The sequence below is a fragment of the Erwinia persicina NBRC 102418 genome (genome assembly GCF_001571305.1).
GTDB classification, from domain to species: domain Bacteria; phylum Pseudomonadota; class Gammaproteobacteria; order Enterobacterales; family Enterobacteriaceae; genus Erwinia; species Erwinia persicina.
In genome coordinates, this window is sequence record NZ_BCTN01000012.1 from 52,757 (window position 1) to 70,502 (window position 17,746).

The 17,746-nt window shown below is 54.1% G+C and carries 15 protein-coding genes; 7 read left to right on the forward strand and 8 right to left on the reverse strand.

The window, feature by feature from the left end; translation table 11 throughout:
• Window positions 1-495 precede the first annotated feature (495 nt).
• On the reverse strand, window positions 496-1,494 hold the full coding sequence (locus EPE01S_RS14090; RefSeq protein ID WP_062746209.1) for an MBL fold metallo-hydrolase: 999 nt from the start codon (window positions 1,492-1,494) through the stop codon (window positions 496-498).
• Between the two features lie 18 nt (window positions 1,495-1,512).
• The gene (locus EPE01S_RS14095; RefSeq protein ID WP_062746412.1) at window positions 1,513-1,788 is read right to left on the reverse strand and encodes a YebO family protein; all 276 of its coding nucleotides are present in this window, start codon (window positions 1,786-1,788) and stop codon (window positions 1,513-1,515) included.
• Window positions 1,789-2,014: 226 nt separating this feature from the next.
• Between EPE01S_RS14095 and EPE01S_RS14100 the strand changes: the two genes are divergently transcribed.
• Window positions 2,015-2,251 (forward strand): YobH family protein, encoded by a 237-nt coding sequence (locus EPE01S_RS14100; RefSeq protein WP_062746211.1) that lies wholly within the window; start codon window positions 2,015-2,017, stop codon window positions 2,249-2,251.
• A 38-nt stretch (window positions 2,252-2,289) separates the two neighbouring features.
• Here EPE01S_RS14100 and kdgR read toward each other — a convergent pair whose 3' ends face one another.
• Window positions 2,290-3,081 carry a DNA-binding transcriptional regulator KdgR gene (gene kdgR, locus EPE01S_RS14105; protein WP_062746214.1) on the reverse strand — a complete coding sequence of 264 codons (792 nt, stop codon included), beginning with the start codon at window positions 3,079-3,081 and terminating at the stop codon, window positions 2,290-2,292.
• Window positions 3,082-3,268: 187 nt separating this feature from the next.
• On the opposite strand from kdgR, the gene EPE01S_RS14110 reads away from it, so the two are divergent.
• A complete protein-coding gene (locus EPE01S_RS14110) occupies window positions 3,269-4,642 on the forward strand; it encodes an MFS transporter (RefSeq protein ID WP_062746414.1) in 1,374 nt (457 codons plus the stop codon).
• A gap of 48 nt (window positions 4,643-4,690) precedes the next feature.
• Here EPE01S_RS14110 and htpX read toward each other — a convergent pair whose 3' ends face one another.
• From htpX to msrC, 4 genes are all read right to left on the reverse strand, one after another.
• On the reverse strand, window positions 4,691-5,572 hold the full coding sequence (htpX, locus tag EPE01S_RS14115) for a protease HtpX (RefSeq protein WP_062746218.1): 882 nt from the start codon (window positions 5,570-5,572) through the stop codon (window positions 4,691-4,693).
• A gap of 184 nt (window positions 5,573-5,756) precedes the next feature.
• Window positions 5,757-7,802: a carboxy terminal-processing peptidase gene (gene prc / locus EPE01S_RS14120; RefSeq protein WP_062746220.1), complete on the reverse strand. Its 2,046-nt coding sequence runs from the start codon at window positions 7,800-7,802 to the stop codon at window positions 5,757-5,759.
• A 19-nt stretch (window positions 7,803-7,821) separates the two neighbouring features.
• A complete protein-coding gene (gene proQ / locus EPE01S_RS14125) occupies window positions 7,822-8,514 on the reverse strand; it encodes an RNA chaperone ProQ (RefSeq protein WP_062746221.1) in 693 nt (230 codons plus the stop codon).
• Window positions 8,515-8,610: 96 nt separating this feature from the next.
• Window positions 8,611-9,111, reverse strand: coding sequence for a free L-methionine (R)-S-oxide reductase MsrC (msrC, locus tag EPE01S_RS14130; protein WP_062746222.1), 501 nt, complete (start codon window positions 9,109-9,111; stop codon window positions 8,611-8,613).
• Window positions 9,112-9,333: 222 nt separating this feature from the next.
• Between msrC and yebS the strand changes: the two genes are divergently transcribed.
• The 3 genes from yebS to rsmF all read left to right on the forward strand — a co-directional run bounded on the left by yebS (window position 9,334) and on the right by rsmF (window position 14,778).
• Window positions 9,334-10,578: a membrane integrity lipid transport subunit YebS gene (gene yebS / locus EPE01S_RS14135; RefSeq protein ID WP_062746224.1), complete on the forward strand. Its 1,245-nt coding sequence runs from the start codon at window positions 9,334-9,336 to the stop codon at window positions 10,576-10,578.
• Window positions 10,547-13,180: a PqiB family protein gene (locus tag EPE01S_RS14140; protein WP_062746226.1), complete on the forward strand. Its 2,634-nt coding sequence runs from the start codon at window positions 10,547-10,549 to the stop codon at window positions 13,178-13,180. Before yebS ends, EPE01S_RS14140 begins: the two co-directional genes overlap by 32 nt.
• A gap of 158 nt (window positions 13,181-13,338) precedes the next feature.
• Entirely contained in the window at window positions 13,339-14,778 is a 1,440-nt protein-coding gene (gene rsmF, locus EPE01S_RS14145) for a 16S rRNA (cytosine(1407)-C(5))-methyltransferase RsmF (RefSeq protein ID WP_072277464.1), read from the forward strand.
• Between the two features lie 285 nt (window positions 14,779-15,063).
• On the opposite strand, the gene yjbD is transcribed toward rsmF, so the two are convergent.
• Window positions 15,064-15,357: a DUF3811 domain-containing protein gene (gene yjbD / locus EPE01S_RS14150; RefSeq protein ID WP_062746228.1), complete on the reverse strand. Its 294-nt coding sequence runs from the start codon at window positions 15,355-15,357 to the stop codon at window positions 15,064-15,066.
• Window positions 15,358-15,660: 303 nt separating this feature from the next.
• Here yjbD and EPE01S_RS14155 point away from each other — a divergent pair, with 303 nt between their 5' ends.
• Window positions 15,661-16,449 (forward strand): spermidine synthase, encoded by a 789-nt coding sequence (locus EPE01S_RS14155; protein ID WP_062746418.1) that lies wholly within the window; start codon window positions 15,661-15,663, stop codon window positions 16,447-16,449.
• Between the two features lie 115 nt (window positions 16,450-16,564).
• Window positions 16,565-17,743: an AI-2E family transporter gene (locus tag EPE01S_RS14160; RefSeq protein ID WP_062746230.1), complete on the forward strand. Its 1,179-nt coding sequence runs from the start codon at window positions 16,565-16,567 to the stop codon at window positions 17,741-17,743.
• The last annotated feature ends 3 nt before the right edge of the window (window positions 17,744-17,746 follow it).

The following is a 17,746-nucleotide window of genomic DNA, read 5'->3' on the forward strand; positions in this document are numbered from 1 at the left end:
GGCAAGTCATTTTTAAACGGGGATAGAGATGTCGCACACATTTAAATCGATACCCGGCACAGAATGCACTTTCATGCATGATGCGACATCAGCAACGAACACTTCTTTGCCACACAGAACCCTTTCACCACCTGCACAGTCTGCTGATATCTTAGACCGCACACAGTATGAAGTCTATGCCGATACTGCGTAAAAAGAATATTTACTGCTGAAATTATTGCATAATTATGGCAAAGCTTTTTCAGTTCTTATCGATGGTCAGGCAAGGTTCTCACACTAATACCGCTTCTGGTTGTATGAAAATCAGACATTAGCACCACTGAATAATAGCGTTGCACCAAAATCAGGAAAATGAAAAACACAATGCCCCATTTAAATGCATTGATCTGAATATGGGTATTATCAATATTATGTTCATGGGGACTGAATAATTAGACACCGTTCTCTTAACTTGTTATTTCTGCTTTGATTCGGAATTTAACATTAGGATAATTCTTAATTTATATTATCGAGAAGGATATGAGCCCCTATCCTCAAGGCGTTAAAGCGGGTTGTATCAAGACCGGCTGACTGCATGGCCGTTTCCAGCGCCTGCGGCGGCTCGTCCAGTGACTCGTCAGCAAGCTCAAACACGCCCCAGTGGATGGGGATCGTATAAGGTTGTCCAATCGCATGATGCAGGGACACGGCCTGGTCAGGATCCATATGCTGCCCTGCCATGAACCATTTAGGTGCATAGGCTCCTACCGGTAAGGCCGCAAGGTTGAATGGCCCTAAACGACGCGCGATCTCTAACAGATTTTCTGAATATCCACTGTCACCGCTAAACCAGAAATTCAGAGCGACATGCTGGATAACCCAGCCGCACCACAGGGAACGGTTACGGTCCCACAGGGTACGCATACTCCAGTGCCGGGCGGGCACGGCATGTATTGTCAGTCCGGCAACCTCTGTCTGCTGCCACCAGTCCAGTGGCACGACCTGACGGGCACCGAGCCGCTGAAACCACGCCTGCAGCCCCAGCGGCACCACAAAAGTGACCTGCGGAAAACGACGCAGGATTTTCTTTATGGTTTCGCGGTCAAGGTGATCGTAATGATTGTGCGAAATCAGTACCACATCCAGGGCGGGCAGATCTTCCACGGCGAGCGCTGGCGGGGTTTTACGCGCAGGCCCGATGAAACTCAGCGGTGATGCCCTGTTGGAAAGCACCGGGTCAATCAGCGTGTAGCGCCCTGCGGTGCGCAACATCAGGCAGGCGTGACCGAGCCACCAGACGGCGTCTGCTTCGCCGCTCAGGCTGGCAGGCTGCCACCACTGGTGGATAAACTGCTTATACCCTCCGGACGGCGGCAGCGGCAGCCCCTGCTGTTTACGTTCCCGCCGCCAGCGCCTCAGGTCACCGTCCTGACGCATATCCGCTTCGGCGTTGCGGAATCCCTCACGCGTATGGTGCGGGAGGGACGGATTATACCAGGGGTTCTGCCAGGCCATGACGGCTCCTTTTTTGACTCAGCGCTCAGGGATCAGGCGGGTGAAGTCTTTGTTATCGCCTGCATCGCTGGCTTTTTCAGCCTGCTCTTTTCCGGCCACCGCATTGGTCAGCCGCAGCAGCATCACATTCTGCCGTTTCTGCTCCTCCAGCAGCGATTCCAGCAGCTGTATCTGCTGATTCGCTCTGACGCTGGCGCGATTAACAAAAAACCAGACCAGCAGACCGGCCAGCACCAGTACCGCTCCCATACCCATCGATACGACATCCATCGTACCCGTTGTCATCTCGTTCATACCTGCCTCAAAAGCTGAAAAATGGGCGGCCAAATGATGGCCGCGCCGCAGGCATGATTTTACCTGCCCGAAGGATAATTGATAGCGGCATCACACAAATCTTATTGCGCCGGCCGGACGCGGATTCAGCATCCTCTTATCGATTTTAACGACAGTGCGTATCATGCTGTTATGATGAACGCGGACGGTGAGAACACCGCCTGAAAAAAATAATAAGGGGATATAAATGAAGTTCTTGCTACGCATCGTTGCCCTGCTGGTCATTATCTGGCTGGCTATGCTGTTGACAGGCTATGGCGTCCTGACGGGCAGCACTAAAAATGTCGCAGGAATGGGTCTGCAGTGCCAGTATCTGACGGCGCGCGGGATGGTTATTGCACAGTATCTGCATACCGACAGCGGAATTGTCGGTGTGACCGACTGCCCCCTGCTGAGAAAAAGTACGGAAGTGGTTGATAACTGAGTGATCGCACGGGCCGGCTTGCTGCCGGCCCGTTTCACTCAGAAGGGGTAGTTGTGAAAACCCATCTGCTCAGAAATGTTTTTTGCTGCCTGATGCAGCATCGCCACATAATCTTTTTTGTGTTCTTCGGAAAAACGGATCGTCGGGAAGGAGATGCTCAGGCCGGCAATCACCACACCAAAACGGTCAAACACGGGGACAGCAATACAGCGTAACCCCTCTTCCTGCTCTTCATTATCTTCGCCGAAACCCTGAGAACGCACCCTGTCGAGCACCGGTAGCAATGCCGCACTGCTCTCCAGCGTTTTAGAGGTGCTGCGGGTAAACTCCACGCCACTCAGGATCGCTTCAACCTCGGCACGATCGCGCCAGGCCAGCAGGACTTTGCCTATTGCTGTACTGTGTAGCGGGTTACGGCGACCTATACGTGAATACATACGCAGGTTATACAACGAGTCGACCTTATGAATGTAGACAATGCTGTCTTCTTCCAGCGCGCCGAGGTGAATGGTCTCTTTGGTCTGACGGGAAATATCGCGCATCTGCACGTCCGCACTGCGGATCAAATCCACATTTTCCAGCGCCTTCGCACCCAGTTCAAACAGCTTGAGGGTCAGCGCATACTTCTCGGACTCCCCCTCTTGCGACACGTAGCCAAGACTTTTCATGGTTTGCAGAAAACGGTAAACGGTGCTTTTCGACATCATCACCCGCTGCGACAGTTCGGTAATACCATTTTCACGCTCTTCACCCAGTGCCTGCAAAATGCCGAACACTTTCATTACCGAAGAGACGGAATCGGGTTGCTTATCAGTATCGGCACTGGTCATGTTTATCCTTTGTTGTTTTATAAAAAGTGGAACGCTATTTCCAGTATACGGTTGAGGCTATCCGGGTGCAATGCTGACGGCACACAGGCCGACACATCCATTGATAGTTTTCAGTCATTTACAGACTGGAAAATTCCGTAAAATCCATTAGCATGATGATATTCGCTCCCCTGATTATTTCATGAACATGCCTCCTGATTCCCCGAACGACGGCTTACCTTTACCCCAGCGCTACGGTGCGATCATGGCCATTGCGCTGGGTATTACGGTCGCCGTGCTGGATGGTGCGATTGCCAATGTCGCCCTGCCCACCATTGCCCGTGAACTCCGGGCCAGCCCGGCGCAGTCTATCTGGATTGTGAACGCCTATCAGTTGGCGATCATAATGTCACTGCTGTCACTGTCCTTCCTCGGCGATATGATTGGCTATCGTCGTATTTACCAGGCCGGACTGGTGCTGTTTACCTGCACGTCACTGTTCTGCGCGCTTTCAGACTCGCTGACGATGCTGACCGTGGCCCGCATTTTGCAGGGTTTCGGGGGAGCGGCGCTGATGAGTGTGAACACGGCGCTGATACGCATTATCTACCCACAACGCCTGCTGGGCCGGGGGATGGGGATCAACTCGCTGATTGTGGCCGTCTCCAGCGCTGCCGGGCCTACGGTGGCTGCCGCCATCCTTTCCGTGGCCTCCTGGAAGTGGTTGTTCCTGATCAATATCCCGGTGGGCATTGTCGCGCTCTTTCTGGCGCTGCGCTTCCTGCCCGACAATCAGCAGAAGGCCCAGGGGCAACGTTTTGATGTGACCAGCGCGGTGATGAACGCCCTCACCTTCGGCCTGCTGATTTCGCTGCTGAGTGGCTTTGCGCAGGGCGTTAACGGCTCGCTGCTGCTGGTACAACTGCTGCTGCTGCCCGTTGTCGGCACCCTGTTTATCCGCCGTCAGTTGAGGATGACGTTCCCGCTCCTGCCGGTGGATCTGTTCCGCATACCAGTGTTTGCACTTTCCATCGGCACGTCGATCTGTTCTTTCTGCGCCCAGATGCTGGCGATGGTCTCTCTGCCCTTCTTTCTGCAGGGCGTGCTGGGCCGCAGCGAAGTCGTCACCGGCCTGTTACTGACCCCATGGCCACTGGCGACGATGGTGATGGCCCCGGTTGCCGGCAGGCTGATTGAGCGTTTCCACGCGGGGCTGCTGGGTGCTGTCGGGCTGGCCCTGTTTGCCACCGGGCTTTTTGCCCTGGCGCTGTTGCCTGCGACCCCCACAGATGCTGATATTATCTGGCGTATGGTGCTGTGTGGTGCCGGGTTCGGACTGTTTCAGTCGCCAAATAATCACACGATTATTTCCTCGGCCCCGCGCCATCGCAGCGGCGGTGCCAGTGGGATGCTGGGAACAGCACGCCTGTTTGGTCAGTCGAGCGGTGCTGCACTGGTGGCGCTGATGTTTAATCTGTTTTCCACCCAGGGCACCCACCTCTCTCTGCTGCTGGCAGGCTGCTTTGCCGCCCTGGCTGCACTGATCAGCGCCCTGAGAATGACGCAGCCAGGAAACGCCTGACATAAAAAAACCCGCCAGCGGCGGGTTTTTACAGAACAGCGGTCAGGGCTATTTCAGGTACTCACCGCTGCGCAGCGCTTCAATACGTTTGTCCAGCGGTGGATGCGACATAAACAGCTCGCTCATCGATTTGGACTTACCATTGATGCAGAATGCCATCATGCTGCTGGCTTCCTGCGGCTCATAGCTGGTTTTCAGACGTTGCAGTGCAGCAATCATCTTCTCACGCCCAGCCAGACGCGCTGCGCCTGCATCCGCATGGAATTCACGGTGACGAGAGAACCACATGGTGATGATACTGGCGACAATACCGAAGACCAGTTCCAGCACCATGGACACCGCGAAATAAACCATCGGATTACCGTTGCTGCTCCCCTCTTCATCGCGGTTGCCGGACATAAAGCCTGCGGCCAGCTGCGCCAGGATACGCGAGATAAAGATCACGAAGGTGTTCACAATCCCCTGAATCAGGGTCATGGTCACCATATCGCCGTTAGCAATGTGACTGACTTCATGCGCCAGCACGGCCTCAGCTTCATCACGGCTCATGTTCTGCAGCAACCCGGTAGACACCGCAACCAGTGACGCATCGCGGCGCGCGCCGGTAGCAAAAGCATTGATGTCCGGGGCATGGTAAATGGCGACCTGCGGCATGGCGATACCCGCCTGCTGCGCCTGACGTCCCACGGTTTCCATCAGCCAGCGTTCGGTTTCGTTGCGCGGCTGTTCAATCACTTCACCGCCAACGGAGCGTAGCGCCATCCATTTCGACATCAGCAGTGAAACAAACGCACCGCCAAAGCCAAACAGACCTGCCATGATCATCAGGCCCATAACACTGCTTGACTGGATCCCTGTCAGGCTGAGGATCAGCCCGAAAACCACCATTACCCCAAGGTTGGTTAACAGGAAAAGAGCAATACGCATCATAAAATTTATTCTTCCTCAGTTATTCCGCTTTTCGCGTAACACTATCGTAAGGTCAATACTGCGCTTTTCAAGCACTCTTAATCTTTAAGTGTTTAAAAAGACATAACTTTACACTTTGTCTTACTTTTTGGGCCCCACAGAAGGAGATAAAAAAAAGGCACAGCGATTGCTGTGCCTGTGGCGTTTATTTGGCCGCTGCCGGAGAGGCCGGCGGCTGCTGTTTTTCCAGCTGCGCCAGGTCATTGGCAATTTTCACCGTTTCATCAAGATACGGATCCGGCTCTTTATAATCTTTTGGCAGATCGTCCACCTTCGCCAGCGGTTTTTTCCCTTCCGCTTTCAGGCGGGCATTGATGCGTTCCAGACGCAGGGCATCATCTTCCCGATTCTCTTTCTCGCGTTCAGCAAGATTAAGTGAAATGATATTGCGCTTGTCTTTGTTGGCATTAAAGCGGGCGATATCTTTAATGATGTACTGGAACTCAGCATCTTTCGCGATACGATCCTGATGCGCTTTGATCAGCTGCGGTTCAAAGGGCTTGAGGTCACCTGTTTTAACGTAGCTTGCCGCATTCACGCTGTCCCACGGCAGGGCGTTATCCTCAAACTTCTCACCGGTTTCGACCGCTTCCACGCCGGTAGGCATCAGCAGATCCGGAGTCACCCCTTTGCGCTGAGTGCTGCCGCCGTTGATGCGGTAGAATTTCTGAATGGTGTACTGTACAGACCCCAGGGCCGGCCACTCAGGGCGCAGCATCTGATCGTAGATGCGGTTCAGCGAACGGTACTGCTGCACAGTACCTTTACCAAAGGTCGGCTCACCGACAATCAGCGCACGGCCATAGTCCTGCATGGCCGCAGCAAAGATCTCTGATGCCGACGCGCTGAAGCGGTCAACCAGCACCACCAGCGGCCCTTTGTAGTAAGTGACACCATCGGTGTCGCTATCCTGACGAATTTTGCCATTGTTGTCACGAACCTGTACTACCGGGCCACTTGGGATAAACAGGCCGGAAAGCGATACCGCTTCCGTCAGTGCCCCACCGCCGTTGGTGCGCAGGTCGATAACAATGCTGTCAATATTCTGCTTCTGCAGCTTCTGCAACTGCACTTTAACGTCGTCGGTCAGTCCCACGTAGAAACCAGGAATGTCCAGCACGCCAACCTTCTGCTTGCCGACGTTGTGCACGGTCATTTTCACCGCACGATCTTCCAGGCGAATTTTTTCACGCGTCAGCGTTACGGTGCGGGTTTTTGTGCCTTTTCCGGCCGGAAGGATCTCAAGGCGGACTTTACTGCCCTTCGGTCCTTTGATTTGGGCAACCACATCATCCAGACGCCAGCCAATGACATCAACGACAGGTTTACCCGGCTGGCCGACACCGACAATGCGGTCACCGACGGTGATCGCTTTACTCTTCGCCGCCGGGCCTCCGGCGACCATGGAATTGATGACCGTATAGTCATCATCCATCTGCAGGACCGCACCAATACCTTCAAGCGACAGGCTCATTTCGGTATTGAACTGTTCAGTATTACGTGGTGACAGGTAGTTAGTGTGGGGATCGATTTCGTGGGCAAACGCCGTCATCGCCAGCTGGAACACATCCTCGCTGTTGCTCTGCGCCAGGCGACGCACGGCAAATTGATAACGTTTGGTCAGAACCTCACGGATCTCTTTCTCATCTTTACCGGCCAGCTTGAGGCTCAGCTCATCATATTTAACCTTGGCATCCCACAGGTCATTCAGCTCTGAGGTACTTTTGGGCCATGGCGCTTTGCTACGGTCGATATCAATGGTGTCATTGCCGGAGAAATTCATCGGCTTATTCAGTACGGAAAGAGCGTACTGATAACGTTCGAAACGGCGTTTTTGCGTCAGATTATAGAGATCGTAAAACGCCGAAAGCTGGCCGCTTTTAAATTCTTCGCCCAGCGTGGTTTTTTTGTCCGCATATTGCGCAATATCCGACGCCAGCAACACATTGTGGCTGTAGTCGAGCAGGTTCAGATAACGCTCAAAGATTTTAACGGAAAAATCTTTGTTGAGATCGAACTGGCGATAGTGGGAGCGGGTAAAACGGGAGGTGACACGCTCACTGACAGTGGCATGCTGTGCTTCCTGATGTAACTGCGGGATTTGATCGGCGCGCGTAATATTATCCGCCGCAAAAACGTTGCCCGCTATCAGCAGGCCCGCAACGATAGTGCTTTTAAAAAGAGTGTTCATGCCCTGATTAGCCTCCGTATCAGAACTGCAAGTGTTCTGCGCGTACTATCATTGCCAGGCCGGAAGCTAACTGTACCCGAACGCCATCTTTGGAAATTTCCAGAATGGTGGCATCCATCGCACTTTTACCTGCGGTGACTTTAATATTTTGGCCGACTTGCAATGCTGAGGTGTCGGTAACCGGCTTACGCGGTTCCGGCTGGGTCTCGGTACGAGGAGCGGAAGCAGTCTGTTCTGCCTGTGGACGTGCAGGTTTGCTGCGCACTTTACGTGGCTGCTCACCTTCTGCCGCAGGTTTACGAACAGGTTTACGCGGACGACGCGGGGTGGTTTCTTCACCCGCTTCACGCTTTTTCGCCTGCTGCTGTTCGCGCTGTGCCTGCACGCGCGCTTTCGCTTCTTCAAGCTGCTTGCGCGCATGTTCAACATGCTGTTCGTCCAGTTGACCACACGCATTGCCATCAAGATCGACGCGCGTTGCGCCCGCTTTGATGCCATACAGATAGCGCCAACTGGAAGTGTAAAGACGCAGTGCAGAACGAAGCTGAGTTTTACTCAGGCTCATTTCGCCCTGCACGCGGTCGACGAGATCCTGAAATATTCCGATTTTCAGTGGTCGTGCTTCGCCTTCGGCGCTAAAGCATTGTGGGAAACGCTCCGCCAGAAAGGCGATGACTTCTTTGGTGCTATTCAACTTAGGTTGATTTTCCATGAAATTTCCTGATTACAACGGGTTTGCCAATCAGCGCAGGCATGAACAGGCGACATTATAATGACCCCATCAGCAATTGCTACGTGATCCAGCGCTTTAGGTGCGTTTCATGTGAATAAATTTTTCCACATCCGATCCGGCAAGCACCTCGCAAAGCCCGTCCGTTAACGCTTTCAGCCCCGCTTCATCCTCACTATCAAAGCGGTTATATTCAACACTATCAATATCCAGAACACCGATAACGCTGCCATTAACCACCAGCGGCAGCACAATTTCAGCGTTGCTGGCCGCATCACAGGCAATGTGTCCGGCGAAAGCGTGAACATCAGCCACACGCTGCACGGTCTTTTCAGCCACCGCCGTACCGCAAACGCCGCGCCCGACAGGAATGCGCACACAGGCGATTTTCCCCTGGAACGGCCCGAGGACCAGCGTATTCTCTTCCGTTAACAGATAAAAACCCGCCCAGTTAACCCCATCAAGACGTTCATATAAAAGCGCGCTACAATTGCCCATCACTGCCAGGAAACTGGTTTCACCGCTCAGAAGAGCACGCATGTCACGATTGAGGTCGGTATAAAATTCTGCTTTTGTCATTGTTTAACCATTGTAGAAACTGAAACGAAGCGCAGTGGCGCTTCGCCTGATAAAATTAAGCATTAAAAAACCAGTCGGCGAGGTGAATCATTCTTTTAGTTGCTATAACCTTAGAATTATCCGAACACTAAAGCATGGCTATACTGAGTCTAGCTCTCCTGGCGTTAACCAGCCTAACCTGCCCTGTACCTGCACTGTCTGGGCTAAAGCACGATCGGGAATATGAAAATAAACGCCATTAGTCATGCTCTGCCACAGGCACGTTATCAGCGATGTCCCCAATGTGATACCCTTTTTTCCTTACCAGATGTGAAATCACGCCAGTCAGCGCACTGCCCTCGTTGCAACGCGCTTATCCTTAACGGGCGCGACTGGTCAATGACACGTCTGACAGCGATGGCCGTCACCATGTTGCTGCTGATGCCCTTTGCATTTAATGAATCGCTGATGTCGATCCGACTGCTGGGCACCAATATTTACGCCAGCCTGCTGGGGGGGATCGTGCAAATGACCCAGCAGGGGGACGTGATCACCGCCTCGATGGTCGCCTTCTGTACCATCGGTGCCCCGGTGACCCTGGTGGCGTCGATTGCCTACCTCTATTTTGGTCATAAACTGGGCATGAACCTGCGCCCGGTGCTGCTGATGCTGGACAGGTTAAAAGAGTGGGTCATGCTGGATATTTATCTGGTGGGTGTTGCCATCGCATCAATTAAGGTTCAGGAATATGCGGATATTACCCCCGGGATTGGGCTGGTGGCCTTCGTCCTGCTGACAGTGCTGAGCCTGGTGACGCTGATTCATCTTAATGTGGAGCAGCTGTGGCATCGCTTCTATCCGCAGCCCCATCCTCACGTCGCCCCTGACAAGCTGCGGGTCTGTCTGAGTTGTCACCACACGGGTCTGGCTGACGATCGGGGACGCTGCCCACGCTGCCATACGCCCCTGCGCTATCGCCGCCGCTTCAGTCTGCAAAAATCTTGGTCATCCCTGATAGCCTCGATTATTTTATTGATCCCGGCGAATCTGTTACCGATTTCGATTATCTATCTGAACGGTGCCCGTCAGGAGGATACTATCCTCTCTGGAATACTTTCTCTGGCCTCCGGTAATATCCCTGTGGCTATCGTGGTGTTTATTGCCAGTATATTAGTACCTTTTACGAAAGTTATCGTGCTGCTGACGCTGCTTGTCAGCATCCACTTCAAGTGTGAACAGGGTCTGAAAACCCGCATCCGCCTTTTGCGCGTGGTGAAATGGGTGGGCCGCTGGTCGATGCTCGATCTGTTTGTCATTTCATTAACGATGTCGCTGGTCAATCGCGACCAGTTACTGGCTTTTACTATGGGACCGGCTGCCTTCTATTTTGGGTCAGCAGTCATACTCACTATCCTTGCCGTTGAGTGGCTGGATAGCCGTTTACTTTGGGATGCACATGCAACAGGAAACGCCGACTACACCGACTAGCGCACGCATCAAAAACCGGCGCAAAATATCGCCGTTCTGGTTGCTGCCGTTTATCGCTTTGCTGATTGCCGGCTGGCTAATCTGGACGAACTATCAGGAGCGTGGCACAACGGTCACCATCGACTTCGCGACGGCGGACGGCATTGTGCCCGGCCGCACCCCGGTTCGCTATCAGGGGGTGGAAGTGGGTCTGGTACAGGGCATCAGCATGACCGATGACCTGCGCACCATTAAGATCAAAGCCAGTATCAAGAGCGATATGCGTGATGCCCTGCGCAAAGATACACAATTCTGGCTGGTCACGCCGAAAGCCTCTCTGGCCGGTGTTTCTGGACTTGATGCGCTGGTCGGCGGTAATTACATCGGCATGATGCCTGGCAAAGGGGAACCGAGTGAAAACTTTGTCGCCCTTGATACCCAGCCTAAGTATCGTGTGAATACCGGCGAAATGATGATCCACCTCCATGCCCCCGATCTGGGTGCGCTGAACAGCGGATCGCTGGTCTACTTCCGTAAAATCCCGGTGGGTCGTGTCTATGATTACAGCCTGAATTCCGGCAATCAGGGCGTCACCATCGACGTCCTGATTGAACGCCGCTTCACCAATCTGGTGAAAAAAGAGAGCCGATTCTGGAATGTCTCCGGCGTAAAGGCCGATGTTGGTCTGAGCGGGGCAAAAGTCCAGCTGGAGAGTCTGGCGGCCCTGGTCAACGGGGCGATTGCCTTCGATTCGCCGGAAACCTCGCAGGCGGCTAAATCGGATGACAGTTATTCCCTTTATCCCGATCTGGCCCAGAGCCAGCGCGGCGTGATGATTTCACTCGACCTGCCTGACGGCAAAAACCTGAAAGAAGACAGTACCCCGCTGATGTACCAGGGGCTTGAGGTGGGTACGCTGACCAAAATGACGCTACTGGACAATGGCAAAGTCAGCGGCGAACTGACGCTTGATCCTTCGGTGACCGGTCTGATGCGCACCGGTACGCGTATTGAAATGCGCAGCCCGAAAGTCAGCCTGAGCGACACCAGCCTGAGCAGCCTGCTGACCGGTAATACGCTGGAGCTGATCCCGGGCGAAGGCGCGCCGCAGACTCATTTTGTGGTTCTGCCAGACAATGAGGCCCCTCTGCAACAGCCCAATGTGCTGGAGCTGACACTGACCGCCCCGGAGAGCTATGGCATTGATGCCGGCCAGCCGCTGATGCTGCACGGAATGCGCATCGGTCAGGTGGTGAAACGTACGCTGACCGAGAAAGGGGTGAATTTCAAGGTGGCCGTGGCCGCGGAATATCGCGATCTGGTGCATGCGGACAGTAAATTTATTATTAACAGTCGTCTTGACGTTAAGCTGGGCATTGACGGCATGGAAGTCCTTGGAGCCAGCGCACGTGAATGGGTAGACGGCGGTATCCGCCTCGATCCCGGTAAAAAGGGCGAACCCAAAACCGATTACCCCCTTTATGCCAACAGTGAAAAAGCGCAGGAAGGCATCACTGGCGATACACTGCCTACCACGCTGACGCTCACTGCCAGCAGCCTGCCCGATATTCAGGCCGGATCGGTGGTGCTGTTCCGCAAATACCAGGTGGGTGAGATTGTCAGCGTGAAACCGCTAGCCGATTCGTTTGATGTGAACGTTCATATTAAACCTGAGTATCGCCGCCTGCTGACACAGAGCAGCGTCTTTTGGGCCGAAGGTGGTGCAAAAGTGCAGCTGAATGGAAGTGGGTTAACGGTGCAGGCGTCACCGCTGAATCGGGCCCTGAAAGGGGCGATCAGCTTTGATAATCTGTCCGGTGCTGGGGTAGGCTTAACCCGCAAAGATAAACGTATGCTGTATGACTCTGAAACGGCCGCGCGCGCTGTCGGCAGTCAGATTACGTTGCGCACCTATGATGCCAGCAAGCTATCGCCGGGAATGCCAATCCGCTATCTGGGCATCACCATCGGACAACTGGAATCACTGGCCTTAGGCGAAGGGAATAAGCAGGTCATTGCGAAAGCGGTGCTCTATCCGGAATACGTGCAGGATTTCGCCCGTCTGGGTACGCGTTTCTCAGTCGTTTCTCCGCAAATTTCTGCTGCCGGGGTAAACCATCTTGAAACCCTGCTGCAGCCGTACATTAATGTCGATCCCGGTAAGGGGCGCGGTCAGCGTAGCTTTGAACTGCAGGAGTCAACCATCACCGATGCCCGCTACCTTGACGGTCTGAATGTGGTGGTCGATGCACCGGAAGGCGGTTCGCTCTCGGTAGGCACACCGGTATTATTCCGTGGTGTGGAAGTCGGGACGATCACCGGAACGTCACTCGGTGCCATGGCCGATCGCGTGCAGATCACGCTGCGGATCAGCAAGAAGTATCAGCATCTGGTTCGTAATAACTCGGTGTTCTGGCTGGCTTCCGGCTATAACCTGAAGTTTGGCCTGATCGGTGGGGTCGTGAAAACCGGCACCTTCCAGCAGTTTATTCAGGGCGGCATCGCCTTCGCCACACCGCCTACGGTACCGCTGGCACCACAGGCATCATCCGGTAAACACTTCCTGCTGGAAGATGAAGAACCAAAAGACTGGCGTAAATGGGGCACCGCCCTGCCGCAATAATCGCTGATACCGCTGTCCCGGAGCCTTATGTTGCCGCATAAGGCTCCGTTCTTTCTCTGCAATGATTGACAGGAACAGACTACTTTTTTGGACTCTGCTTTTTCCACCCGCCCTGAGCATGCTAAACTGGCCGAACTTTTTCCTCCTGGATCCAGCCTGTGTCTCACTCTTCCCGCGTCTTTTTTCCGCAAGCCTTTCTCGATCAAATGCAGCAGTTACTTCCTGACAGCGTCGAATTTGAACGTTTTATTGCCAGCAGCCAGACCCCGCTGCGCCGCAGTATACGCGTCAACACGCTGAGGATTAGCGTCGGGGACTTTCTCGCCCTGGTCGCCCCCTGTCAGTGGACGCTGACGCCCATTCCCTGGTGTGAAGAAGGTTTCTGGATCAGCCGTGACGACGCCGATACGCTGCCGCTGGGCAGTACCGCCGAACATCTTGCCGGACTGTTCTATATTCAGGAGGCCAGCTCCATGCTGCCGGTCACCGCACTGTTCAGCGGGAATGCCTCGCCGGAGCGCGTCATGGACATGGCCGCGGCCCCTGGTTCGAAAACCACCCAGATGGCGGCCTGTATGCATAACCGGGGCACGATCCTTGCCAATGAGTTCTCCGCCAGCCGCGTTAAGGTACTGCATGCGAATCTCAGCCGCTGCGGTGTCAGCAATACGGCAATGACCCACTTCGATGGCCGTGTTTTTGGCCCGGCGCTGCCAGAGTGTTTCGATGCGGTTCTGCTGGATGCGCCCTGCTCGGGCGAAGGCGTCATTCGTAAAGATGCCGACGCCCTGCGCAACTGGTCTGAAGCCAGCACCGCAGAGATTGCGGCTACCCAGCAGGATTTAATCAACAGCGCATTTCACGCTCTGCGTCCGGGTGGCACACTGATTTATTCGACCTGCACCCTGAACCGCACTGAAAATCAGGCGGTCATTGCCTGGCTGATGGCGCAGTACCCGGACGCCGTAGAAATTGAGCCTCTGGGCGGATTGTTTGACGGCGCAGACCGGGCCGTGACACCGGAGGGCTTCCTCCATGTATTCCCGCAGCTTTTCGACAGCGAAGGTTTTTTTGTCGCCAGACTGCGCAAAACAGCCAGCGTGCCGCCGCTACCGGTGCCCGGCTACAAGGTCGGTAAGCCGCCATTTACGCCGCTTAACCGTAAGGAACAGCAGGAAGTGACGGCTGCCGCTGCACGCTCGGGCCTGCGCTGGGACGAGGCGGAACTGGCCTTATGGCAGCGTGATAAAGAACTCTGGCTCTTCCCGCGCGCGATGGAGTCTCTGCTGGGACGGGTCCGTTTTTCACGAATCGGACTGAAACTGGCCGAAACCTTCCCGAAAGGCTACCGCTGGCAGCATGAAGCGGCGATTGCGCTGGCTGATATTACGGTCGCCCATGCCATTGAACTGACCGCCAGCGAGGCAGAGGAGTGGTATCGCGGTCGGGATATCTACCCGGACCGTGACCTGCCGGGAAATGAATTGATCATCTGTTATCAGCAGCAGCCGATTGGCCTGGCCAAAAAGGTGGGCAACCGCATCAAAAATAACTATCCCCGCGATCTGGTTCGTGACGGGAAATTATTCAGTCTGTAAACGCCGGGCGGCTTTTCGGAGCCGTTCCCCTGCTATTATCTGAATTTTACCGCACGTATTGACGCCCGGTTTAATGCCAGAGGGTTAAACTGGTTCTTTTCTGACCTTCACGGATTCGAAAGCCATGAACAACCGCACGCAGTTTTACTTTACGCTGGCGCTGATAACGGCAGGCAGTCTGTTAATCATTGAAGTGCTGGCCAGGCTGGTACATTTGATCATCGTGGGATAGCACAAAGGAAGCCGACAGGAAGTGCCAGGGCCACCACAGCCCCGGTAACTGAATTATTTCAACGCGCGCGGGTTCTTACGCAGCGAGGCACTCCAGTTAAAATCTTTAATTTCACTCTCTTTCGCCGCAGAGGGTTTACGCGGTTTTTTCGCCAGCACGACTTTGCTGCTTTCACGCACCACACGCTCTTTCATCACCAGTCGCTTAGCTTCTTTCAGGATCTCTTTCTCTTCTTTCTTACTGGCAACGTGACTCAGTTTATCGGTCAACGTCTTAACCCGCTGCTCCACCAATACTTTTTCTTCATCCGTAAACTGGTCGATGGAAATTTCTTTCTCGCTTTTCATGCAACAGGCTCCTGGCCAGTTAGCAGTGCCACGGGTATCCGAAACACTGGGCCACCTGCCATCGTAAAGTGCCGGGCGCTTGTAAACAAGACTCGATGGAAGAATTTGAGATATGTTTACGTCGCTGACTTCACTTACGGGTAAAATAGAGGCATGTTGCTGAAAAATGCATCCGTGGCAAAAATTTCCTGCCGATCCGACCTGCACCGCACGACCATTGCTCTGCACGGCGGTAAAATGCAAACATGGCACCTGGATAAATTAAGGAACTCAGCTCAGGCTGAAGGTCACGGAGTTATCACTATGTCCGATATCGATCTGTACACCTCTTCCCCCCTCTTTCGTATCCGTGGCCACATCGTTACTACGGTGAAAGATGATCATGGCGAAGTGATCGTCATCGATAATAAAACGTTCCGCATTATGAGTTTTGACCGCATATTCGAACAAAGCAAAATGCAGAAGAACCATTCCGCTCTGCCGGTCCATTTTTATATCCGGGCGATGCTGATGGCAGTGGCACTGACGCCGGCTAAACGGGTATTGCTGCTTGGGCTGGGCGGCGGCAGCCTGGTGCGGGCGCTCTTTGCCCGCGACCCGGATATCGTAATAGACGTGGTCGAACTCCGGCACGCTGTGCTGGCCGTGGCGCAGGACTACTTCCATCTGCCAGTCAGCGAGCATATTCACTATCAGGTGGCGGATGCGGGTGAAGCCATAGCACGTGAAACCGGTCGCCGTTACTCGCTGATCTTTTCCGATCTCTATTCCGCCAATGCGATTGCGCCGCTACAGACATCAGAGAGCTTTCTTCGTCACTGCGCCGCTAAACTGGAAGACGGAGGGTGGCTGGTGCTGAATCATGCCCATAAGCCGGAGGCGAACTCCCCCTTTTCCTGTGCCCTGACCGCGCTTTTCACGACCGTGCTCTATTGCACTACACCGACCGGTAACGTCGTGATTTATGCCAGCTCGTCGCAATCATCCCATCCGCTTGCTGGCTGGCAACAGCAAATGAAAGAGACGGGCAGCGACTTTGCCACCGATATGAGCCCGCTGGCGCAAAAGCTGACTTTCTGGCCTGGCCCTTAGCGGCGGCCACCATTTGACTTTCTTACGGCTAAATGACGCATAACCATTGCTGCTAACCCAGACGTGGTCTATTTTTAGCGCGGGCAAGGAATAAGTTAATTACCGAGACAATAAAATGATTATTAAGGGCATTAGTAAGGGATTCTTTATTTTTATACTGGCCGTCACCACGCTGGCTTTTTTTCACATCCTGGGACCGTATTTTTCCGCCATCCTCTGGGCTGCTATCCTGGCGATTATTTTCCATCCGCTGAAAACTAAAATCAGAAAACACCTCGGCGACAGAAACGGGCTCTCCTCGCTGCTGACGCTGCTGGTCATCTGCCTGATTGTGTTTATTCCGCTGGCTATCGTCGCCTCCTCACTGGCGGTAGAGTTCAACGCGCTGTACAACCGGCTGCAGGGCAACCAGACCGAGCTGACCACGGTCGCAGCAAGTATTGTTAACCACCTGCCGGACTGGCTGCGTCACTTCCTGGCAGAAAACAACATGAACGATGCCGGGGCCATTCAGGAGAAACTCTCCGGCGTGGCCATGAAAGGCGGCCAGTTCTTCGCCGGCAGCCTGATGATGATTGGTAAAAGCACTTTCAGCTTCACCATCGGTTTTGGCGTCATGCTTTATCTGCTGTTCTTCCTGCTGAAGGACGGTGCCTACCTGGTCGGCCTGACGCTGGACGCGATCCCATTGTCGCAGTTTGTAAAACAGCATCTGTTCGTCAAATTCGCGGCTGTTTCCCGCGCGACGGTGAAGGGCACGGTCGTGGTCGCCGCCGTACAGGGTGCGCTTGGAGGGATTGCCTTCTGGTTCGCGGATATTCAGGGCAGCATTTTATGGGGGTCGCTGATGGCCTTCCTGTCCCTGATCCCGGCAGTGGGATCAGCAATCATCTGGCTGCCGGTAGTGCTGTACTTCTTCTTCTCCGGCGCGTTGGTGAAAGCGCTGGCGTTGACCTTCTTCTTCGTCGTGGTGATTGGTCTGATCGACAATATCCTGCGCCCGCTGCTGGTGGGCAAAGATACCAAGATGCCGGATTACCTGATCCTCATCACCACCCTTGGCGGGATGGAAATCTACGGTCTGAACGGCTTTGTCATCGGGCCGCTGATCGCCGCCCTGTTTATCTCCTGCTGGAACCTGTTGTCCGGTAAAGATCACAAGGGGAATACCGACGAGATTGATCCTGACTTTATCGAGGAAGGTCAGACGCATCAGGAAAACCAGGAGCGGGAACTGCTGGAGAAAGAGGCCCTGCAGAAAGAAGCAGCACTGCAGAAAGAGAGCCAGTCGTAACCC

Coding starts and splice junctions, on each gene's coding strand:
- msrC (WP_062746222.1), bottom strand. CDS start 9,111: ATGACAAAAGCAGAATTTTATACCGACCTCAATCGTGACATGCGTGCT.
- EPE01S_RS14100 (WP_062746211.1), top strand. CDS start 2,015: ATGAAGTTCTTGCTACGCATCGTTGCCCTGCTGGTCATTATCTGGCTG.
- yjbD (WP_062746228.1), bottom strand. CDS start 15,357: ATGAAAAGCGAGAAAGAAATTTCCATCGACCAGTTTACGGATGAAGAA.
- EPE01S_RS14155 (WP_062746418.1), top strand. CDS start 15,661: ATGTCCGATATCGATCTGTACACCTCTTCCCCCCTCTTTCGTATCCGT.
- proQ (WP_062746221.1), bottom strand. CDS start 8,514: ATGGAAAATCAACCTAAGTTGAATAGCACCAAAGAAGTCATCGCCTTT.
- EPE01S_RS14160 (WP_062746230.1), top strand. CDS start 16,565: ATGATTATTAAGGGCATTAGTAAGGGATTCTTTATTTTTATACTGGCC.
- yebS (WP_062746224.1), top strand. CDS start 9,334: ATGAAAATAAACGCCATTAGTCATGCTCTGCCACAGGCACGTTATCAG.
- htpX (WP_062746218.1), bottom strand. CDS start 5,572: ATGATGCGTATTGCTCTTTTCCTGTTAACCAACCTTGGGGTAATGGTG.
- kdgR (WP_062746214.1), bottom strand. CDS start 3,081: ATGACCAGTGCCGATACTGATAAGCAACCCGATTCCGTCTCTTCGGTA.
- EPE01S_RS14095 (WP_062746412.1), bottom strand. CDS start 1,788: ATGAACGAGATGACAACGGGTACGATGGATGTCGTATCGATGGGTATG.
- prc (WP_062746220.1), bottom strand. CDS start 7,802: ATGAACACTCTTTTTAAAAGCACTATCGTTGCGGGCCTGCTGATAGCG.
- EPE01S_RS14090 (WP_062746209.1), bottom strand. CDS start 1,494: ATGGCCTGGCAGAACCCCTGGTATAATCCGTCCCTCCCGCACCATACG.
- EPE01S_RS14140 (WP_062746226.1), top strand. CDS start 10,547: ATGCAACAGGAAACGCCGACTACACCGACTAGCGCACGCATCAAAAAC.
- EPE01S_RS14110 (WP_062746414.1), top strand. CDS start 3,269: ATGCCTCCTGATTCCCCGAACGACGGCTTACCTTTACCCCAGCGCTAC.